At 38.7% G+C, this 20,338-nt stretch carries 23 protein-coding genes; 7 read left to right on the top strand and 16 right to left on the bottom strand.

All coding sequences use genetic code 11. The features are described from left to right. Positions 1 to 42: 42 nt before the first annotated feature. The 4 genes from PaeCFBP13512_RS11560 to PaeCFBP13512_RS11575 all read right to left on the bottom strand — a co-directional run bounded on the left by PaeCFBP13512_RS11560 (position 43) and on the right by PaeCFBP13512_RS11575 (position 4,589). Positions 43 to 1,428: an amidohydrolase family protein gene (locus PaeCFBP13512_RS11560; protein ID WP_137223207.1), complete on the bottom strand. Its 1,386-nt coding sequence runs from the start codon at positions 1,426 to 1,428 to the stop codon at positions 43 to 45. Between the two features lie 204 nt (positions 1,429 to 1,632). After that, complete coding sequence (locus PaeCFBP13512_RS11565; RefSeq protein ID WP_069328033.1) at positions 1,633 to 2,457, bottom strand: carbohydrate ABC transporter permease; 825 nt, start codon at positions 2,455 to 2,457, stop codon at positions 1,633 to 1,635. Beyond that, a complete protein-coding gene (locus PaeCFBP13512_RS11570) occupies positions 2,457 to 3,326 on the bottom strand; it encodes a carbohydrate ABC transporter permease (protein WP_069328032.1) in 870 nt (289 codons plus the stop codon). The genes PaeCFBP13512_RS11565 and PaeCFBP13512_RS11570 overlap by 1 nt, the downstream gene beginning before the upstream one ends. 24 nt (positions 3,327 to 3,350) lie before the next feature. Next, positions 3,351 to 4,589, bottom strand: a complete 1,239-nt coding sequence (locus tag PaeCFBP13512_RS11575; protein WP_069328031.1) for an ABC transporter substrate-binding protein — start codon at positions 4,587 to 4,589, stop codon at positions 3,351 to 3,353. A gap of 370 nt (positions 4,590 to 4,959) precedes the next feature. On the opposite strand from PaeCFBP13512_RS11575, the gene PaeCFBP13512_RS11580 reads away from it, so the two are divergent. Then, a complete protein-coding gene (locus tag PaeCFBP13512_RS11580; RefSeq protein ID WP_161594257.1) occupies positions 4,960 to 5,496 on the top strand; it encodes a sigma-70 family RNA polymerase sigma factor in 537 nt (178 codons plus the stop codon). 40 nt (positions 5,497 to 5,536) lie between these two features. Further along, positions 5,537 to 5,794, top strand: coding sequence for a helix-turn-helix domain-containing protein (locus PaeCFBP13512_RS11585; protein WP_069328029.1), 258 nt, complete (start codon positions 5,537 to 5,539; stop codon positions 5,792 to 5,794). Positions 5,795 to 5,861: 67 nt separating this feature from the next. Here PaeCFBP13512_RS11585 and PaeCFBP13512_RS11590 read toward each other — a convergent pair whose 3' ends face one another. The 5 genes from PaeCFBP13512_RS11590 to PaeCFBP13512_RS11610 form a co-directional block, all read right to left on the bottom strand. Continuing rightward, the gene (locus PaeCFBP13512_RS11590; protein ID WP_241669353.1) at positions 5,862 to 7,517 is read right to left on the bottom strand and encodes a sensor domain-containing diguanylate cyclase; all 1,656 of its coding nucleotides are present in this window, start codon (positions 7,515 to 7,517) and stop codon (positions 5,862 to 5,864) included. 157 nt (positions 7,518 to 7,674) lie between these two features. Next, positions 7,675 to 7,989, bottom strand: a complete 315-nt coding sequence (locus PaeCFBP13512_RS11595; RefSeq protein WP_069328027.1) for a hypothetical protein — start codon at positions 7,987 to 7,989, stop codon at positions 7,675 to 7,677. Continuing rightward, positions 7,989 to 8,312 carry a type II toxin-antitoxin system Phd/YefM family antitoxin gene (locus PaeCFBP13512_RS11600; RefSeq protein WP_069328026.1) on the bottom strand — a complete coding sequence of 108 codons (324 nt, stop codon included), beginning with the start codon at positions 8,310 to 8,312 and terminating at the stop codon, positions 7,989 to 7,991. The genes PaeCFBP13512_RS11595 and PaeCFBP13512_RS11600 overlap by 1 nt, the downstream gene beginning before the upstream one ends. A 149-nt stretch (positions 8,313 to 8,461) precedes the next feature. Then, the gene (locus PaeCFBP13512_RS11605; RefSeq protein WP_069328025.1) at positions 8,462 to 9,430 is read right to left on the bottom strand and encodes a nucleoside hydrolase; all 969 of its coding nucleotides are present in this window, start codon (positions 9,428 to 9,430) and stop codon (positions 8,462 to 8,464) included. 47 nt (positions 9,431 to 9,477) lie between these two features. Beyond that, complete coding sequence (locus tag PaeCFBP13512_RS11610) at positions 9,478 to 10,476, bottom strand: glycosyltransferase (RefSeq protein WP_069328024.1); 999 nt, start codon at positions 10,474 to 10,476, stop codon at positions 9,478 to 9,480. A 159-nt stretch (positions 10,477 to 10,635) separates the two neighbouring features. On the opposite strand from PaeCFBP13512_RS11610, the gene PaeCFBP13512_RS11615 reads away from it, so the two are divergent. Next, entirely contained in the window at positions 10,636 to 10,845 is a 210-nt protein-coding gene (locus tag PaeCFBP13512_RS11615; protein ID WP_137223213.1) for a TM2 domain-containing protein, read from the top strand. A gap of 67 nt (positions 10,846 to 10,912) precedes the next feature. Here PaeCFBP13512_RS11615 and PaeCFBP13512_RS11620 read toward each other — a convergent pair whose 3' ends face one another. From PaeCFBP13512_RS11620 to PaeCFBP13512_RS11635, 4 genes are all read right to left on the bottom strand, one after another. Continuing rightward, positions 10,913 to 11,866, bottom strand: a complete 954-nt coding sequence (locus PaeCFBP13512_RS11620) for a glycoside hydrolase family 113 (protein ID WP_137223215.1) — start codon at positions 11,864 to 11,866, stop codon at positions 10,913 to 10,915. Positions 11,867 to 11,912: 46 nt separating this feature from the next. Beyond that, positions 11,913 to 12,746 (bottom strand): carbohydrate ABC transporter permease, encoded by an 834-nt coding sequence (locus PaeCFBP13512_RS11625; RefSeq protein ID WP_137223217.1) that lies wholly within the window; start codon positions 12,744 to 12,746, stop codon positions 11,913 to 11,915. Then, positions 12,746 to 13,630, bottom strand: coding sequence for a carbohydrate ABC transporter permease (locus PaeCFBP13512_RS11630; RefSeq protein WP_137223219.1), 885 nt, complete (start codon positions 13,628 to 13,630; stop codon positions 12,746 to 12,748). The genes PaeCFBP13512_RS11625 and PaeCFBP13512_RS11630 overlap by 1 nt, the downstream gene beginning before the upstream one ends. Positions 13,631 to 13,802: 172 nt before the next feature. Further along, positions 13,803 to 15,107 (bottom strand): ABC transporter substrate-binding protein, encoded by a 1,305-nt coding sequence (locus PaeCFBP13512_RS11635; protein WP_137223221.1) that lies wholly within the window; start codon positions 15,105 to 15,107, stop codon positions 13,803 to 13,805. Positions 15,108 to 15,475: 368 nt separating this feature from the next. Here PaeCFBP13512_RS11635 and PaeCFBP13512_RS11640 point away from each other — a divergent pair, with 368 nt between their 5' ends. Next, positions 15,476 to 16,504, top strand: a complete 1,029-nt coding sequence (locus PaeCFBP13512_RS11640; RefSeq protein WP_137223223.1) for a substrate-binding domain-containing protein — start codon at positions 15,476 to 15,478, stop codon at positions 16,502 to 16,504. 93 nt (positions 16,505 to 16,597) lie between these two features. Here the strand turns inward: PaeCFBP13512_RS11640 and PaeCFBP13512_RS11645 are convergent, their stop codons facing one another. After that, the gene (locus PaeCFBP13512_RS11645; protein WP_069328020.1) at positions 16,598 to 17,086 is read right to left on the bottom strand and encodes a phenolic acid decarboxylase; all 489 of its coding nucleotides are present in this window, start codon (positions 17,084 to 17,086) and stop codon (positions 16,598 to 16,600) included. Between the two features lie 157 nt (positions 17,087 to 17,243). On the opposite strand from PaeCFBP13512_RS11645, the gene PaeCFBP13512_RS11650 reads away from it, so the two are divergent. Beyond that, positions 17,244 to 17,804, top strand: coding sequence for a PadR family transcriptional regulator (locus tag PaeCFBP13512_RS11650; protein WP_137223225.1), 561 nt, complete (start codon positions 17,244 to 17,246; stop codon positions 17,802 to 17,804). A gap of 120 nt (positions 17,805 to 17,924) precedes the next feature. Here PaeCFBP13512_RS11650 and PaeCFBP13512_RS11655 read toward each other — a convergent pair whose 3' ends face one another. Both PaeCFBP13512_RS11655 and PaeCFBP13512_RS11660 read right to left on the bottom strand, forming a co-directional pair. Next, entirely contained in the window at positions 17,925 to 18,773 is an 849-nt protein-coding gene (locus PaeCFBP13512_RS11655) for an aldo/keto reductase (RefSeq protein ID WP_069328018.1), read from the bottom strand. A gap of 134 nt (positions 18,774 to 18,907) precedes the next feature. Beyond that, the gene (locus PaeCFBP13512_RS11660) at positions 18,908 to 19,423 is read right to left on the bottom strand and encodes a DUF2179 domain-containing protein (protein ID WP_069328071.1); all 516 of its coding nucleotides are present in this window, start codon (positions 19,421 to 19,423) and stop codon (positions 18,908 to 18,910) included. 275 nt (positions 19,424 to 19,698) lie between these two features. On the opposite strand from PaeCFBP13512_RS11660, the gene PaeCFBP13512_RS11665 reads away from it, so the two are divergent. Then, complete coding sequence (locus tag PaeCFBP13512_RS11665; RefSeq protein WP_241669354.1) at positions 19,699 to 20,052, top strand: hypothetical protein; 354 nt, start codon at positions 19,699 to 19,701, stop codon at positions 20,050 to 20,052. Between the two features lie 11 nt (positions 20,053 to 20,063). Next, positions 20,064 to 20,228 carry a hypothetical protein gene (locus PaeCFBP13512_RS23215; protein WP_161594258.1) on the top strand — a complete coding sequence of 55 codons (165 nt, stop codon included), beginning with the start codon at positions 20,064 to 20,066 and terminating at the stop codon, positions 20,226 to 20,228. The last annotated feature ends 110 nt before the right edge of the window (positions 20,229 to 20,338 follow it).

Below are 20,338 nucleotides of genomic sequence, written 5' to 3' on the forward strand. Positions count from 1 at the left end.
TTGGGTTGGTTCATATGACTTCCATTTAAATAATCCGATTGATTATGAATAGATCACTCGATCGGCATCACTCAGTACATGTTGTGTCTCCAGATACTCTCTACTTTCCAATACAAGACGACGAATACGTTCTAGATCCACACCTACCAATTGACCATGTTGCTTCATCAGTCGTCCACCAACAAATACAGTATCGACATTCGATGGATTGGTACATTGAACGACTGCACCTATGGGATCAATCACTGGAAATAGATTGAGATCGGTATTTAGATTCGAGGTACTAATCATAATGATATCCGCTTGTTTTCCGGGTGTTAGTTGACCAATCTGATCTTCTAACTTCAATGCTCTGGCTCCGCCTACAGTAGCAAATTGAAGAACTTGAGCAGATAACAGATTTAACTCACCTGGCATATTGCCACTATTCAGAATCTCTTCATTTACACGCGCACGTTCAGCCTGTAACATAAATTTCATTTGCGCAAATAAATCGCCACCTGTTGAAGTGACCACATCTACTCCTAATGATGGCATCCCGCCTTGTTCCAAGAAAAATCCAGTCGCTGGATATCCATGTCCCATCATCATCTCTACTTCTGGAGTGACCGACAACGATGCTCCTGCATCAGCAAGCATTTTGTATTCTTCGGTATGCATTTTGTTACCATGTACCATATTCAAATCTGATCCAAGTAAGCCTGCTTCATACAGCTTGGTGACGGAACGATCGGCAGCTCCCCAGTTGCCAAATCCGATATGCATCGAACAGATGGCATCTAATTGACGAGCAATCCCAATCTCTGCAACTGTAGTCTCCCAGTGGCTAAATTCAGGACCACGAATTGCAAGCCCCATCGTCAGTAATTGATCACGTGAAGAGAAATATTGCTTTTTCACTCGCTCGGCATCCTCGATCATTAAGCGACTTTCACGATTCCAATACGCTGTCTCTCCAGATACACCCAGTGCAAATACAGATCGAATCCCTGACTCTTGCAATCCACGTATTAATTCATCGGTATGTTCTCGAGAGTAAGGCATACTCCAATCCAGTACAGTCGTCACACCCGAATAGAGCGCTTCCAATGAACCTAGTAAGTTCGCAATATAACTATCTTGTGGACGCAATCGACTTCCGAGTCCACCATAGTATAGATTTTGCAAATAAACAGGTAGTGACCAATTCGTTCCGGCTGTACGCACAAGCGATTCCCACATATGACGATGCGTATCGACTAAGCCAGGCATGATAATTTGACCTGTAGCATCAATAACATGATAAGCGGATTCATCCACTTGTAGATTAGTTCCTATCGCTTCAATCGTTGAACCAGTAATCACCACATCTGCTTGTTTTAAGTTACCGATCTGATCATCCAGCGACAACACCGTACCCTTTTTTAAAATGTACCCTTTCTTCTCCATCTTTAATTCCTCCTTTTACCTTTTTTAAGAATAAATAGATGTTCTTTCTTTATCATACCTCTTTCTTGCATTCAACTCAATAAAAGGAAGTTACTTAACTTTATAAAGTATTATTGATGATGTGAATAAAGGTGAGTAATACAACAAAAAAGCCTTCACCGTTTATAGGCGAAGACTTTTGAAGTTGGCTAGTCAACAGTCATTTTATTTCACAGAACCGCGGGTAACTCCACTGATAATCCATTTTTGAGCAAATAGATAAATAATAATCATCGGCAACATCGCTAACAGATACGATGCAAAAGCTAGATTATAATCGGTATTGAATTGCCCTTGGAAAATATATTGCACTAGCGGTAGTGTATACATATTCTGATCACTAACAATAATCAATGGCAATAGGAAATCATTATACGTCGACAAACAGACGAGAATCCCTACAGTTGCATTAATCGGTGCCATCAATGGGAAAATAATGCGCCAGAATGTACCCCAAGTGGTCGCTCCATCGACCGTTGCTGCTTCTTCAAGTACAGCCGGTATCGAACGAATATACCCTACATATACAAATACGTTAAATGCCAGAGCATATACCGTATGCAAGATCGTCAGTCCCACCAGATTGGTCATATGTAGCGAAGATGTTAATTTAACAATCGGCAACATAATAATCGGAAATGGAATAAACATCGCACTCACAAAGTAGAAATATAACCCTTTAAAAAACTTGCGATCCATATTACGCCCGATCGCATAAGCCACCATCGAGTTGGTTAATAGGGTCAAAATAACAGTCGCTGTCGTGACTAATGCACTGTTACGAAACGCTTGGAAAAAGTTCGTCAATTCTATCGCACTTGCAAAATTATCAAATCGCCATGTGGTGGGTAATCCGAATAATGATTGAGACATTTGCTGTGGATCTTTGAGCGCAATCGTGATCGCCATATATAAAGGGAAAAGAACCACGATCGTACCGAGAGCGATAAGAATATTAACAGTCCAGTTGGTACGTTTATGTGTTTCCATTACATATCCATCTCCCTTCTTTGCAGGAATCGGATCTGAAGAATAGAGATGACTGCGATAACGATAAAGTAAATGACCGAGTTCGCTGATTGATACGCAAATTCGCCGCCTTCAAACCCACCGGTATAGATTAAGAATGAAATCGATTGTGTCGCACGACCCGGTCCACCATTGGTCAAAGCTACGATCTGATCAAACACCATCAATGCATTCTTCATCGCTAATACCATATTGATCGTAAAAAATGGAGCAATTAGTGGAAACGTGATACTCCAGAATTCACGCCATTTGCCTGCGCCGTCCAGACTGGAAGCCTCATACAGATCACCCGGAATCGTCTGTAATCCTGCTAGATAAAGAATCGTATTCAGAGCAATCCCTTGCCATACTGCAACAATAACGATCCCGATCCAAGCCAGACTTTCGTTACCAAGTATATTTGTCGATAACGCATTGATTCCGAGTGATTGTCCCCATACTGTAAATACATTAGAGAATAGGTAATTAAATATGTAACCCACGATCAATACACTCAAAATATTAGGTAAAAAATATACCCCTCTAAAAAAATTACGGAATTTGATACGTGAGTTCAATCCAACAGCAATCAATAAGCTGAAGATGTTAATAAAAATCGTTACAACTACCGCATATTTAATCGTAAACCAGTAAGCTTCACCCACAACATTATCTGTAAATAAACTGACGTAATTGCGAAAACCTACAAAATCATATTCTTTACCAAAACCGTTCCAGTTGGTAAACGAATAAAAGATCCCTTGAATCGCAGGTAAAGTTAGAAATAAGAAAAACAACAATACCGCAGGAATCGTCATCCAATAATAAGTCGCCATGCGTTTGGTAGACATCAGATCACTCCTTCCATTTCTCGATTAGCTTGCTCTTCGTGCCGCTACTTTATCCCACTCTTTATCCAGTGTGCCGAGGAAGCCATTAATATCTTTATTTTGCAAAAAGGCTTGTACAGTTGGATTCAATTGAACAGCGCTTGGAATATAGTGATCGACAAAATCGACAATCTTACCCTGTTCAAAATAAGGCAGTAATTCCGCGACACTCTCATCTTTTTGCTGTACACCGTTCACAGCCGAGAACAAGTTTTGCTGGTCAATATATTGTTGGCTATTTTCTTTTTGCAATAAGAACGAAATAAATTCTTTGGCTTGTTCAGGATGTTCGGTCTGATTTGAAATCGCCAGTAATGTATCAATCCCTGCGGTCAATTTATTTTTGGATTCATCGTTACTACCGGGTAGTGGGAAAAATCCTAATTTAATATCTGGATTGACTTTGCGAATCTCAGAGATCGCCCAGCTTCCTTGAATATACATCGCCGCTTCGCCATTACCAAAAGCACGATTACCATCCGAATATGCTTTACCAAAATTATCATTATGACCGTAATTAAGTAATTCCAACTGTTTTTTAGCGACTTCTTGATACGCTTGGACAAATGTCGTTTTGTTTTCACGACGCTCTTTGTAGAAGTCTGTACCGACTAATGTACCGCCCATCGCATTGAAAGGTAAATTGGTCTGCCAATCGTCTTTGTAGGTGAAATAAAAAGGAATGGTTCCTCCTGCTTTCGCTTTTTTAGCTGTAGCAATCAGTTGATCCCATGTTTTGGGTACAGATAACCCTAGCTTTTTGAAAATATCTTTATTGTAGATGATACCGTTTGCATTTAACGCAAAAGGAACCCCTGTCACTTGATCCATACCTGTAACGTCTTTGAGCATTTGTGCATATTTCGGATCAATATTTTGCAATAACGAATCGCCCGTTAGATCCATAAAAATATCACTTTTAGCGAGTAACGAATATGTATCAGTAGCACCCAAACCCACAATATCAGGAATATCATTTTTGACGACTCGTGTTTTGAGTACCGTCTCTGCATCAGGTGGATTCACTTGAGACACATGAATATCCGGATGTTCTTGATTGAACTTGGTAATCAGTTCATCGAAGCTAGCTTTAGCCTCCGGCTTATTTTGGAAAAATTCGAGTTGTACAACTCCATCCTTGGTTCCACTGTTATTCAGACCACAAGCGGATAATATACCACTTAGCAATAGCCCGATCAGCAACATACTCCCCCATCTTTTCATTTACTCATTCCCTCCTCAAACTCTTTTACTTGCATAAACAATATAAACAAAAAATACCCTATTCCGACAAAAAGGAAACGATTTCAACAAATTTATACCCTATTTTAATCCTTTTAAAAGCCTAAAAAGCATAGTCTCAAAAAAATAATACCCATTTTTGACACCTTTTCTTATCAAATACAGTATGTAGATATATAAAAATAGTTATAAAGGTGGAGAGTATATAAAAAATAATTACGCCTAAAGTTGTATTTACCTCCATTCTTTCAACTTTATAGATAAAAGATAGAGACTATCCCGTTTATGTGGTATTTATCTTTTGATCCCAATTCATATGCACTTAAGATATAAAGTGCTGGAGGTAATACGTATGAACCTAACAACAACAGATCAAAATCCGATCATTCATTCTTTTTTGAGTATTCCAAGTCATAAGCAGCTGTTGGAACAAGCCATATACTATCCAACTGAACCTAATAAACAAAAGCTTAATCAAGCATTTCAACTGTTCTTTTTAGAAGCTCGCTTCACTTCTTATATCGCTTCTCTGATTCATTTCAGTGCGATCAATTATGATAAAAAAAATCGCCTGTATAAAGATCGACATCAACTGATTATTGACCACAGCGAAAATAAAGATCATACCTATACTTCACGAATACCTGCTGATACAGATACATATCATTTTGCAGAACGTAATTTACAACAAGTGATTACCGAAAAAAAGATGTATGAAGCGATTCAGCAACTCACAGATCGAGAGCAACGTATTCTTTGTTATCTTTATATTTATGAAATGACCGAGAAAGAAATATCGTCTCAACTTCAGGTGACTCAACAAGCGATTTCCAAAACCAAACGATTAGCCATCAAAAAATTACAAACGTATCTTCATTGTCCAAGTTAGAAAAAGTTATAAAGAAGGTAGGTTAGAAGGAGGAATAACTATGGCACATGCTCTACTATCATTAATTCAAAAAGCTAAAAACGAAGATGAAGAAGCAATTCTATTTCTAATCCAAAAATTTTCGCCTAAGATTATGCGCTCATTACAGCAAACCACATATCAAGAACAAGAAGATCTACAACAAGAAATCCATCTCAAAATTATCGAAGCTGTTCGCAAATACGATCTTGAACATATCCCGGATATTTGGAATTTTATTAATCCTGACGATTTCTCAGCACGTCCAATGTCTTCTTAATATGTGAATACACCAAAAAGCCAGAGTCGTATACGCTCTAGCTTTCTGTGTATGCTTATAGAACCTTTTATCCGATCGATTGCGGAGCAAGTGGTTCTTTGTAAAAGGTAAGTCGGTTTTTACCGGAACGTTTGGATTGATATAAGGCTTGATCTGCCATACGAATAATCTCGATTGGATTATCGCTGTCATGCGGATAGACGGCTCCGCCGATACTACATCCGATATTCACCTTTTCATATTCCACGATAAATGGTTTGTTCAGGCTACGAATAATCTCATTTGCATAGATTTCAGCTTCTTTTTCGATATTTAATCCAGAAGGATCGGTATGCAGAACCACTAGAAATTCATCGCCACCCAGACGAACAGTAATATCATGTTCACGTTTTAACTGGCTGAGACGTTGAGCTACTTTTTGCAGTAAAATATCGCCACTCTGGTGACCTAACGTATCGTTTACTTTTTTGAATCCATCTAAATCAATATAAAGAAAAGACAGACACGGTTGTTGCTCAGGATCTTCAAACGCATCTTCTAAATACGTTTCTAATGCATTCCGATTCGGTAGCCCAGTTAGATGATCATAATGAGCTAGACTTTGCATATTGCCAAGCTCGACTTCTTTTTGACTTAACGAAGTGACCATCGTCTGCAAAGAAGAAGATAACATTTCAATATCACTAAAACTTTTACGAGAAGGTATATCGACTTCTTCTCCACATGCTAGTCGATCCGCAGTATGCGTTAATTCACGAATAGGTAGCGAAATACGCTGTGCTAACCACCAACCGATTAATGCAAATACTACGGCGGCAACAACGGTAATCCAGATATTAAAATGCATTAATTCAGATACAGAAGCCAAAGCTGTAGATTCAGGCTGTCTCACAATAACCGTCCAACCCAATCCAGGATAGTCTAAATATCCATCTCCATAGGCATATCCTGTTAAATAGGTATTACCATCAGGCCACTTTTCCAACTCCCAACCATCTTTTTGTAATTGGGCTTTAGCTATACTTTTTAACGGTAGTGGCTTACCTACCATCTCACGTGGACCAAGTAGAACGGTCTGATCTTTTTTACTGACAATCAGCATATCTACATTCTGGCCTGCCCATTTACTCGGTAATAATACACTTTGTTGTACTTCTTTGGCCCATGCCCAGCTCATATGTGCAGCTAGTACACCAATGGTCTGTTGTTGGCTATTTTTGATCGGTAAGCTTACATCAACAAATTGTAGCGGTTCTCCAGTTGGATTAGGCAGTAATTTGGCAAGTAATACAGCATCATGCACATCACCGATAAATTTGCCTTGAATACCTTCTTTAAATACAGGACGCTCTGACAGATCTTTGCCTAACAAAATCCCATCGGTCGCTGCTAATACTTTTCCTTTAGTATCGGTATATCCAATCCATGAGAATGATGGAAAGTGTGATTTCAATTGATCTAACATTTGTTGAATATTTTCGACATTTTGATTATTTTCAAAAACAGGCAAGCTTCCCAATAATTCCACTTCACCTGATCTAGACCACATAAAGTTATCTAACTTATCTGCTGTCTGATACGCTGTTCCTGCTAGAGATTCCCCAATCTCATTTTTAATACTTTGTGAAGAATAATAATTAATTGTCGTGCTAAGTGTAAAAGATAACAATAAAGACAGTGCAATAAATGTAACAATAAGCGCAGTTCTTAATTTGACAGACACCGACATTTCCCCCGAAAATTCGACTTTACTATTACTATCGGTTTCTGTTAACAGAGAGTTTAATTATTTTTATTTGTAAATTAATGTCGAATTAGTTATATATTTAAATATACATATAGCAAAAGACTAACCTTTTGAGTTAGCCTTTTACATGTGCTTATTCCCGTTTTTGACGCCTAGCCTCGGCGGTTCTAAATACTTTTCCTTCATCCCTTGCTCCAATAACAATAATCTCTACAATTTCAATTTCATCATTTTGCGAAACTTTAAATATTAAACGAACTCCCAATTTATCATATTTTAGCTCTTTCATACCTGCTAGATTGGAATAACTATTATTATGTAGAGGCTTTCCAATTTCAGAGCCTCTTTCTTCTAAACGTTTTTGAGCAACATCTACCCACTGCTTTAAATTCCCATCTAAACGACGATAATCTTTGGCAGCTTCTTCCCAAAATTCAACTTTAGCCATTAATCAAATAACTCCTCATCGCTTCGATTTGCATAAGGGTTATCTGTTAGATCTGTATTCACAACTTCTTTAGCAGGTATTAATATCGAATTCCCATTTTGCACACGTTGAGAAGTATGAGCATATAATAATTCACTTTCAAGTTGCTGATTTCGTTCAATAATTTCTTTGTAACTTTGAACATCTAAGATAACTGCACTTGGTTCATTATTAGATAATATATATATAGGTTCGTGAGTTTCTCTTACTTCTTTGATCACTTTATTAAAATTAGCACGAACTTTAGTAATAGATTCTGTACGTACATTCAAAACTTTATACATAATTACAACCTCCTTTGACTACTATTATCATACGTTCAAAAAGGCTTTTATTCAAGCTTTAATAAGAGCCTTTATTTAATTAAAAAAAGACTAACCTTTTGAGTTAGCCTTTTCCTTTTACCACCAATTTATATGCTCGTGCATTTTTTTTACTTAATCGCACTTAATACATCAAGCAACATCTGCTTAAACAACGGACGATCAATCTTTTCACAGACGCGTACATTTGGTGTCTGTCCTAGTCGTCCATTGATATCCACTACACTGTATCCGCGTGTCCATTCGCCTTTGGTTTCTACATCAACAAAATACGTATGGCTTTCTGTCATGACTGCTTCATTAGCGGCTACAGCCATCAGTAATGTATCAGGATGAGTTGTACCATTTAGACGATGTACTTCTTTATTAAATGTCATCACGACTTGATTGACTGCTTTGAAAAAGTCCGCTCCGGCAGTACCCAACGCAGCAATCTCTGCATGATCGTCATCATCCATCAGAGAATAACCGGTACACATTTCCCAACCAACCATGGTTGTTGGAATCCCTGAACGTAGAACAATATGAGCTGCTTCCGGATCGACATAGAAGTTATATTCAGCCGCTGGTGTAATATTCCCGAGTGCATTATTCGTTCCACCCATTACATATAAATGAGGGATTTTCGGAACAATTGTTGGATCTTTCTGAATCGCCATCGCAATATTGGTTAGTGGCGCGATCGCTAGTAAATGGATTTCACCAGGGTACTTATGTACACTTTCGATAAGAAAATCAACTGCATGTCCATCCGCTGGACGTTGGATTGCTGGAGGGAAGTTCGCTCCTCCCATGCCATCGCTACCATGCACATCTTCTACAGTCCGATGCTGTTCTTGATTCCATGTCGTCATTAGTGGACGCTCGCAACCTTTGTAGACAGGAATCTGCCCGTCTACTCCACCTTTACCTGCGACTTGAATCGTATAGAGTGCATTTTCGACTTCCTGATCAAATTGTACATTCCCACCTGTCATCATAATGCCTTGTACATCAAAATGATGAAGTGCTGTCAAAATAGCGATCGTGTCATCACCAGCAGTATCGGTATCTATAATCGCTTTGCGTAATGTTGTCATAATGGTTCCACGTCCTTATGATTTCTTTAGATTCTAAGCTACTGTGTTTATTTCAACCATTCCGAGAAAAATTGACGATACCCTTCTTTCATAATCGAACTGGAAAACGTATCAAACGCATAATCCCGATTATCTTGTGAAAATTGGCGTGGAGAGGCTGCTGCCATATTCACCAGTTCAAACCAATTGCGCTCATTCCCTGCAAAAGCATGGGTCGAACTAATATGGTCATAACAAGGATGTTCTGGTTTGACTACAATTTTGCCCATCGCTAATGCTTCAGTAAGCGGCATCGCAAATGTATCAAATTTAGAACAGCTCCAATACACTTTACTCGAATTCATCAATTGGAAAATCTCATCTTGCGATAAAGCAAACCGTAAGTGAATATTAGATGGAATATCATATTTCTGCATACTTTCACGATAACGTTCGCCACCAAATACCATAAATACTTCTTTGTCTGGATTCTGACGAGCATACTTGAGTACCAGATCAGGACGGCGATTTTCTTCATCTCGTCCAATCCACAAGATTCGATTTTCTACCACTTGTGAAGGATCGAAATGTTTGTTTGCCAGCGTTTCGCTAAATCCTATTGGAATCACATCGACATCATGAATATTGAATTGTGAAGCTAACTGTCGTTTGAGAAAAGGAGTCTGTACTACGGCTTTATCGACCATATTATAAAAAGGTTTCATCATCTCGTATCCTGTTAGCGCAGGATCAGGGAAACTATGTGGAAACAGTACACTTTTCGGCAAAAACATTTTTAAATACGTAAAGCCAGACACCGTATAAATAACATGCTCAATCTGTTCTTTATGGATCTGATCTAATACAATATCGTAGTTCACCAGATCACTCTTCTCGTGTTCATACCCGGGAAGCCAATCATATCCGCTCACATGACGCTCTGGTGAAATAAAGACGATCTCTACGCCTAATTCTCGTCCTAATGCTTGTAATCGTTCTGCAAACACACGTGGCCCTTGATTCTCACTAAATTGAATTTTGCGCATAAGCAGTCCAACTTTTTGCATACTATTCCTCCAAAGAAATCTCTATTATTTTTCGTTATTTGCGTCTATTGTGTTGTAGTGTGTATATTCTAAATATACCTTTAAATGATGAAAAGAGGAACCTTGACCGCTTTGAATACGTATGTAATCTCATAAGCAACACACTTTGGAGGGAACGCTATGTATAGTCGTAAAAGTAATCTAGTCAGTTTATTGTTATGTATTTTCTTCGGATATTTAGGGATACATCGTTTTTATGTAGGTAAAGTCGGAACAGGGCTTTTGATGTTATTTACAGCGGGTCTGGGCGGGGTCTGGGTCATTATTGATATCATTATTATTATCTTAGGCAAATTCCGTGATAAAGAAGGATACCGATTAAAATTCTAAATGTAACAACCAAAACTCGACAGTCTTTAGAGCTGTCGAGTTTTTATGTGCCTTTTTATTCTAGAATTCAGGAAGAAGTGAATACCTGATGATGAGTATAAAAATCTAAAATCGTTTGCTGTGCAGGCTTCCCATATACACCGTACCCATTGTCAGTCAGAGCTTCTGCTTCTGGATATAGTTCTGCGCTCCAATCCCACAACCCGAATCCACGCACCCAATCCCGTTGTTGTACATGAGAGAACATTTCTTTGTAAAAGTTCTGCTGTTCTTCTACATTCACTTCGCCATCCCATGACCAATCATTTGGAATATGCGCTGAACCGGTACGACTTGGACAACCTGCTTCGACAAAGAAAAAAGGTTTGTTGTAACGGGTAACCACTGCTTCAATCCGATCTAATTGTTGCTCCCAGTGCCCTAACGGATAATATCCACTGGATGATATCACATCGACTGCATCCCACCAGGTGATTCGATCTTCTTGATATTTATCTGCATTGTACGAGATCTTTCCGGTATAAACTGTTCGTACCTCTGCAATCAATTGCCGCCATTCCTCTGCACGACGATCAGACTGCACCATTTCACAACCGACAACCAACATTTCACAATTCGTCTGCTGTGCAATACGAGCATAATGTAATTGATACTCGGTATAACTAGCAAACCATTCATGCCATTTCGGTTCACAAGGCACATCATGATCAAAAAAGTTAATATGAGCACGCCATGTTCCATCTGCACAATTCACAGTTGGTTTGAGAATTACTTTTAATCCTAGTGAATACGCATATTCGATCATATCGATCAGTTCATCATTATCGACCATATGTCGACCTTGATAATCAATTGTTGTCGCTTGCGGATGATCTTGTAGCGCAGCCAGTGCAATAATTACATATTCACTCCCTGTATGCTGTTGCATCAATTGAAGAGATTGCTTGGCTTCAGGGGTACGGAAGACTCCTTTGCCGCTCATCCAGCCGAAAGTAAATCCTTTGATGTAAGGAAGTTGCATACGTATATCGCATCCTTTTTAGCAGAGTATAGTTATCTATAAATAGTTATTTAACAGAACCTTGAGCGAATCCATTATAAATGTATTTTTGCAAAGCGATAAAAACGATCACTGTCGGGATAATCGCAATCATAATCCCTGCGCTAATGACTTCCCATTGTGATCCATACGGGCCTTTAAATTTAAATAAAGCTGTTGATATCACTTGCAGACTCGTTTTGGGCATATACAGAAATGGAGTATAAAAGTCATTGTAGATATTTACGCCTTTGACAATAATCACAGTAACGATAGCAGGCTTAAGCAGGGGTAGAACGATTTTCCAATAAATTGTGAAGTATGAAGCTCCATCTAACATCGCTGATTCATCCAACGCTTGTGGAATCGAATCGAGAAATTGTAGAAAAATATAAACCGCTATAATATCAGTTCCTAAATACAACACGATCGGTGCCAGACGGGTATTGAATAACTCTAACGAGTTGATAATCTGAAAAGTAGCTACCTGTGTGGTCACACTTGGGATCAGAGTCGCTAACAGAAATGCTCCGACCAGTAATTTGCTACCACGGAACTTAAAGCGATTAAGTACATAAGCCACCATCGAACCAGTCAACGTAGCTCCAACAATAGAAATCACGAGAATAATCGTTGTATTCAAAAAACCAACTAACATATTTCCATCTACAAACGCTTTAATATAATTAGCAAAGTTAAACCAGTTGGTGGGCGGTGCGAGTGGACTGGTCTGAGTATATTCTGTACCTACTTTAAAAGAAGCAAAAAAGATAACCACAATCGGTAATAGAGCTGCAATCGTTCCTAGAATCAGACTGATATATTTGATCGAAGATAAAAAAGTTCGCTTGAATACATACATTAGGCTTTCTCCTCCTCAATCAACAGACGCTGAATCAGTGTGACAATCACGACGATCAACAACAATACAACAGCCATCGCTGAAGCCAAACCGACTTTGCTGTATTTGAACGCCAAGTCCACCGTCTGAATAACAAAGGTTTCACTACCATTCGAACCGCCGGTCATAATGTATGGAATATCAAAAGCACTGATTGCTCCACTGACCGCTAGAATTAAGTTCAATTGCAGAATTTTTTTGATACTCGGTAAAATGATATGCATAAATTGATGCCAGCGATTGGCTCCATCAATATCGGAAGCTTCATAGATATCTTTGGAGATCGAGGAGATGGCACCGAGAAAAATAATAAAGTTAAATCCCATATACCGCCAGATCGAAGCACCTGCAAGCGAAATATTGATAATGCCCGGATTACCAAGCCACAACTGAATATAACTACCAAGACCTAGCGCATGTAGCACAGTATCGAATGTGCCATCTGGCTTGAAAAAGAATAAAAATACAAAACCTATTGCGACCCCATTCAGTAATGAGGGTAAAAACAATACACCTTTAAAAAAGTTTTTGAATCGTACATTAAAGCTAAGTATAGTTGCAAAATAAAGAGCTAATGCCATCTGTACAAAGGTAGCAAAAAAGTAGTACAAACTCACTTTGAAGACAGCGAAGTATTCGGGATCGGTAAAGATCGTTTTATAATTTTTAAGACCTACATAATCTAAATGCTTGCTAAAACCGTTCCAATCGGTAAAGCTATACTTCACCATATTCACCACAGGTAAATAGGCAAAAGTAACCAGCAAAATAATAGGAACAATCGAAAATGCGAATATAATAAGCTTTCTTTGATTGCTATAACTCCAGTTCGATAACTTCCACATCCTATATCCTCCTGTTCCTATAAGCCATGTGACTATATCCGAGTGTTGTCTGCGTACATGGATCATCCTCGAATATAGCAACATGCTTTATTGATATCACCACAGCGAACAGACTTTTTTTCTATATGCTGTCGATACGCTGTATATTGTCACGAAGAAAATGTACTGACGATTACTTGGCTACTTCTGCACGAGCTGCAACCCACTTATCATTCAAATCTTTCATAATGTCATCAAATGTTTCTTTTTTATACAGTGCTGCTTCAATAATTCGTTTTTTGAAATCAGGTTGCCATAGACCAATTTCGCCTTCTTTGTCGATCTTATCCACCAGACCTTCTTCACCCGCTTTGGCAGGAGTCTGAGCTTCAAAAGTAATATCTGTTCCTTCGTACTCTTTCAATGTAGGTGGCAATTCTGCGCCAATCACTGGACTTACGCCCCCCACTTGTTCTGTTGCATAATTCGATTCATTGGTGAACCAATCCACCCATGCTTTAGCAGCAGGTTTGTTCTCACTATTTACATTAATACCAATCGTATAATCGTCTGCTAATGGCACGATCACTTTATCTGCATTAGTAGGGAATGGCATAAATCCAATATCGTCTTTGTTCTCTGCTACCGATTTGATCTGATCAATTGCCCATGAACCGAGCACCATCGTAGCGATCTTGCCATTCGCTAGGTCTACTTTGGATGTTTCCCAATCGGTTGTTGTTGGGTCTTTCTCGATCAATCCTTGACTGGTGGCATCATACATCAATTTGTACAATTCATAATGAGGTTGTCCAGCCACAAAGTTATTATCTATCGTAGGTTGTGTGATGTTTACATAATCTGTTGTACCCGCCACAGTTGTTAAGTCTGATTCCCACTGGGTTAGCGCCCATCCAGAAGCATAATTGGTATACAACGGTACAGCGCTTGTTTTGGATTTGATCGTTGCTAGTGCTTTTAAGTATTGTTCCGGTGTACGCGGTGTTTCTGTGATGCCTGCTTCTTTGAACACTTTTTTATTGTAAATAATGCCTGAGAAATTGATGGCTACAGGAATACCATAGGCTTGACCATCTACAGCACGCTCTTCAAGCCCTTTATACTTTTTGCTTAATTCATCCATAGAACCTAAAGGCTCGAAAAAGTCTGGCAAATCAGAAATAGGAATACTGGTCGGAAGCAATAAAACGTCGCCATAATCTTTGGTATTGAGACGGATACTGATCTGACTCTCATAATCTGCTAATGCTTCAAAGTTTACATTCACGTTCGGGTATTTTTCTTTGAATTTGGCGGCATAATCTTTGAATACTGTATCTACAATATCTGTACGCTGTGTAATGACTGTAATATCCCCCGAAATATCTTCTGGATTCGTACTTGCTGTGCTAGATTCGCTTTTGGAGCCACATCCACTGACAAGAGCTACGGTTAACAAAGAAGCGACTGTGAGTTGGAACCATTTTTTAATTGCCATTACTTTTAATCTCCTTTACTTATTTTTTGTATTAAATAAAGTTATCGGTTAGGTTACAAAATACATGTTAGTATGGTAACGCTTTCTTGTCAATTACTTTATTTTGCCCTATTTTAATAGAATGTAAGGTTAATAACAGGTTTATTGTGTATCACAGGATAGAATATATAAGCTTAAAATAGGAGCTATACCTATATAGAACACGCAAAATACACAAAGTTAGCATGTTTATTGACAGTCTTCTTGAAAAAAACTAGTATTAATTGTTGAATGTTTTGTTATATTCTTTCTAAATATAAATAATAGATACTTTTATAAAGTTACCGATAAATTAGATATATTGATATTTTCTAAAAAGGGGCGTACCTATGAATCATAAAGTAACGATGAGGGATATCGCAGATCGCTTGAATATCAGTAGTGTGACCGTATCCAAAGCGCTTGGAGATAAAGACGGAGTTAGTGATAGTCTTAAAGAAAAGATCAAACAAGTAGCTGAAGAAATGGGCTACCGCTATAATACAGCTGCCAAATCAATGAAAGATGGATTATCTTACAATATCGGGGTCATGATTCCTGAGCGATTTACAGGTACGAATCATTCCTTTTATTTTCGTATCTACAAATACATTGCAAAGATCCTTGAACAAGGTGGCTATTACGGCATTATGACCACTTTAGGCGAACATGAAGAATCGATGCTTACATTGCCAAGATTGTATTATGAACAAAAGATAGATGGTTTGATTATTTTGGGGCAGATTGGCAAGCCCTATATTGAAGCCATGCAAGAAATGCAATTACCCAAAATCTTTCTCGACTTCTATGATGAGCATGTAGAAATGGATGCTGTGGTTACCGATAACTTTTACGGTGCGTATGAGTTAACGAACTTGTTGATTCGAGGTGGTCATCGGGATATTGCGTATCTCGGTACTTTACACTCGACCAGTAGTATTCAAGACCGTTTTCTAGGATATTACAAATCGTTGTTGGAACATCGAATCCCTTTGCAACAACAATGGATATTGGATGACCGTGATGAAGATGGCGTTTATATTGATATTCAGTTACCTGATCCTATGCCAAGTGCGTTTGTCTGTAACTGCGATCAGGTCGCGCATAATCTAATTAACAAATTGCAGGACTTGGGTTACCATGTGCCTCAAGATTATTCTGTGACCGGCTTTGATAATGATATCTATGCCACATTAACCCGGCCCCCACTCACGACTGTTGAAGTCGATATCGAACGCATGGCAAAGTTAGCCGTACAGTCCATTTTGAAAAAAGTAAGTAATCCGTATTACACTTTCGGACGTGCACTTGTACCTGGTCGTGTAATTGAACGTGAATCAGCCATCGCTTTAACTAATGATGCAGACCACCAAGCCTAATAGAATAGTAGACAAATAAAAAAAGGAGCGTCTCAAAGACGTTCCTTTTTGGTCATTCAGATGAATGCTATATGATGTATATAAAGTCATTATTTATTTTATTTTACCTGCACGAATATCGTCGGTCATGCCTGGATAAGGTGCTTGTGCAACTACGTTTTGATTGTCTACGCCTGCATTTTCGATAAATGTAATATCGGCAAATTCAGGGACAACATATTTAGGATATGTTTCGTATTTTTCACGAGATTCTTCCATCAAAGCGATATGATCATTCTGGTAACATACTGTGATTTCTGGATGTTCGTGTACCCATTTAGGGAAGAAAATAATACCATGCATTCGTTTCTCAAGAGGCATAAAGTTCAGCGCTACGTCTGTACCTGTTGGTTCTGTCCAAGCTACTTTGTATACACCTTCTGTTAATTTCACCAAATCGACTTCTTGATCGCGAACCCAACGTCCAGCCACCATACCACTATGAATACGATAATCGATAGTATGATCATTTTTGATATAAATCTCATACTCCCAGCCGTTCTCATACGTATAAATCATATGACTTCCTACAAAGTTTTCCATTATACAGCACCTGCTTTCTAGAATTTGAATTCAAATATCATTCACTCTGTCTTGCAAACTGTTTTATAAAACATGTAAATATCAACATGTTTATTTTAACATCTTGATATGCTATGGTCAAATATACACAAATCTATATTTAAAGGGGATTATGATCGTGCGAGTATTGAAATATGCGATTCTAGGTTTATTATATCGTCAAGAATACAGTGGCTACGATATCACCAGTCAATTTAAAAAAGAAATCGGTCAATTCTGGAGTGCCAAACATAGTCAGATTTATCCAGAGCTTCGCAAGTTGGTGGACGAAGGTTTACTTCATTTTCGTACTCAGATTCAAGGGGAAAAGTTAGAAAAAAAAATGTATACGATCACTGAAGCTGGACGAAAAGAACTGCTAGAATGGGCGTTATCGCCAGAACCGTTGCCTGAAACAGAGAAAGATGCGTTTATGTTGAAAATGTATTTTATCCATACGTTATCACGAGAAGAAGCACGCATATTATTTGAAAATCAACTACAACAGCGCCAAGAGAAGCTGGTTCATTTAAAACAGGAATATGAGCAACTCATTCCTTTATTCGGCGAGGAAAATACATCTGGTGCTATGCATTTCGATCATCCTCATCTCGGACATTATCTCGTACTGACCAAAGCGATAGCACGTGAGCAAAGCTACGTAGAGTGGTTGAAACGCCATGTTCACTTGTTCTTATAAGAGATACTTTGAATACTTATAGACAGCTTAACCCAAAAAAAGACATCCATTAAGGATGCCTTTTTTGTATCTTTTACGTTGGTTGTATAGTAGTGAACTGTACTTCAAGATGTGCTTTGTTTAAAATTCTTCGTACTCTGCTGGATCTTGATCCCACAGGCGTTTGTTGTCTTTACTGAATGCTGAAATGGTACGCATTTGCTCTTCATTTAACTCAAAATCAAAAATGTTCAAGTTTTCCTGTTGATGCTCTAGTGAGCCAGCTTTCGGAATAGGTACAGCACCTAGCTGGGTATGCCAGCGTAGAATCACTTGAGTCGGTGTTTTGCCATAAGCGGTTGCGATTTCTTTGATACCTGCATCTTCAAGCACACTTTCTCCGCGCCCACGACCAAGCGGACTCCATGATTCAGTGATGATTTGATGTTTATCATTTGCAGCACGCTGTTCTGTCTGTTCGAAATACGGATGCAATTCTACTTGATTCAGCACGGGTGCTACACCGGTTTCAGCGATAATCCGTTCCAGATGTTCTGGCAAGAAATTACTAACGCCGATCGAACGGACATAACCGCGTTTTTGTGCTTCAATCATCGCTTGCCATGCTTCTACATATTTATCTACTTTCGGATTCGGCCAGTGAATAATATAAAGATCAAAATAATCCAGTCCGGTACGAAGTAGTGATTCTTCAATGGTGACTAATGCTTCGTCATACGCATGATGCCGTCCTGGTAATTTCGAGCAGACACGTAACTGATCACGAGGGACCGAGCTTTCACGTACCGCTTTACCCACAGCACCTTCATTTTCATAATTAAAAGCAGAATCAATCAGCCGATAACCCACTTCAATCCCCTGCTTGATCGATTCCACACCTTTGTGACCATTAAGCGAGTAAGTACCCAGCCCGATCGCTGGAATATCCAGTCCATCATTTAGCTTTTTCGTTGGAATATTCGTTTGCATATCAAAAGCCCTCCTCTTATTTGCTTCAATCATTATTTAAACCAATGAATAGGTTATAAACAATTCATCATTGAAGGGCATAGATAAAGGGCGTCTGATTGCGAACGATTTTCTACACGATCGACAGGTTTCAATTAGCGTTTAATTGCCTTCGTCCAGAAGCCACCATGAAATTCGCGCGGCTCCACCATAATTACAAAAGCTTTGGGATCGACAGACAGGATGGTCTTATACAGACTGTCCTGATTTTTGCGTTTGGCTAGAATCTCCATCACGATTCGGTCACCATCTCGTCCTTGTCCAAGCCATGAAGTGACACCATATCCTTTGTCTCGCAACACTTCGGCTAGACGTTGATTCGGTACATCGCTGATTACTTTGACGGTGATATAACCAAGAGCAATCTTTTCCTCAATCCAAGAACCGAGCAGGATACCGAGTCCATATCCAATTGCATATACCGTTAGACTTAGCGGTTGATCGAGATATTTGAGAACCAGATTAAGCCCCATAACATAGATAACGACTTCAACAATACTGATCGCCGATGCTATATATTTTTGTCCTTTAAGTGTAAGGATCGTTCTTAACGTATATGCCGTTACATATACAATCTGAATCAGAAAAATAAACATTAGAATTTTAAGCATAACATGCAAAAACACCTTTCTTCTCCAAAATAATCGTGTATGTCACTAACGATCTATAGATATTCAACCTCTACACTATCTCTTTCTATACATGGGATCAAGTGTCAATTAAAGGTCTTCCAAAAAGTCCATCTTTTTCCTCGCTATAAATCAGCTGATAAATGGCTATAAATTAACCGTATCTCCAACCTCATCATTTCTTTTTTATTATAAAATAAGAACATAAGCTCCCTTAAGTAACAAAATAAGGAAAACGTTATAAAGGAGAAATCATGATGCCACAGACTCTTTCATTATCCGAGCATTATCGTAAACAGCTCAAACAGATCGCCTGGCGTATCCAGTATCGGAATAAAGTACGTGCTCGTTCGGAGCAGCTGTCGATCCATACATGGTTAGAAACCCATGAGTATCACTCTTTTCCAGCAGAAGAATTTGATAGTCTGATAGCGGTTCAAGAACTGATTGATTCGTTACCTTTTGCTCAGGGAAAACAAATTATTCGAGGATTATACCTAGATCAGCAGACCGAAGCGCAATTAGCAGAGCAACTACAAATCAGTCAACAGGCGGTGAACCGATGGAAGCGCAAAAGCTTGCAGTATCTCTCTCAGAAGATCAGTTCGTAAATCTATTACACATGGTTCAACAACATGGTGATCAAGCGGCTATGTTGGAGCTACTTCATTATTACGAAGAAGACATGAAGCATCTGAGTAAATATCTACGTATGCCTTATGAAGATGCGATGCAGACGTTACGAACTGAATTGTTAGAACTGGTGACAACAGGATTAGCAGAATGATCTTCAGATTCAATCATGACGATATTTATCATTTTTCAAGCTATATTGCTATATGCAGTATCGAAAAATAGCCTTCTGTCCATCAATCAAACGGACAAAAGGCTATTTGA

The organism is Paenibacillus sp. CFBP13512 (assembly GCF_005233705.1).
GTDB lineage: Bacteria > Bacillota > Bacilli > Paenibacillales > Paenibacillaceae > Saccharibacillus > Saccharibacillus nuruki.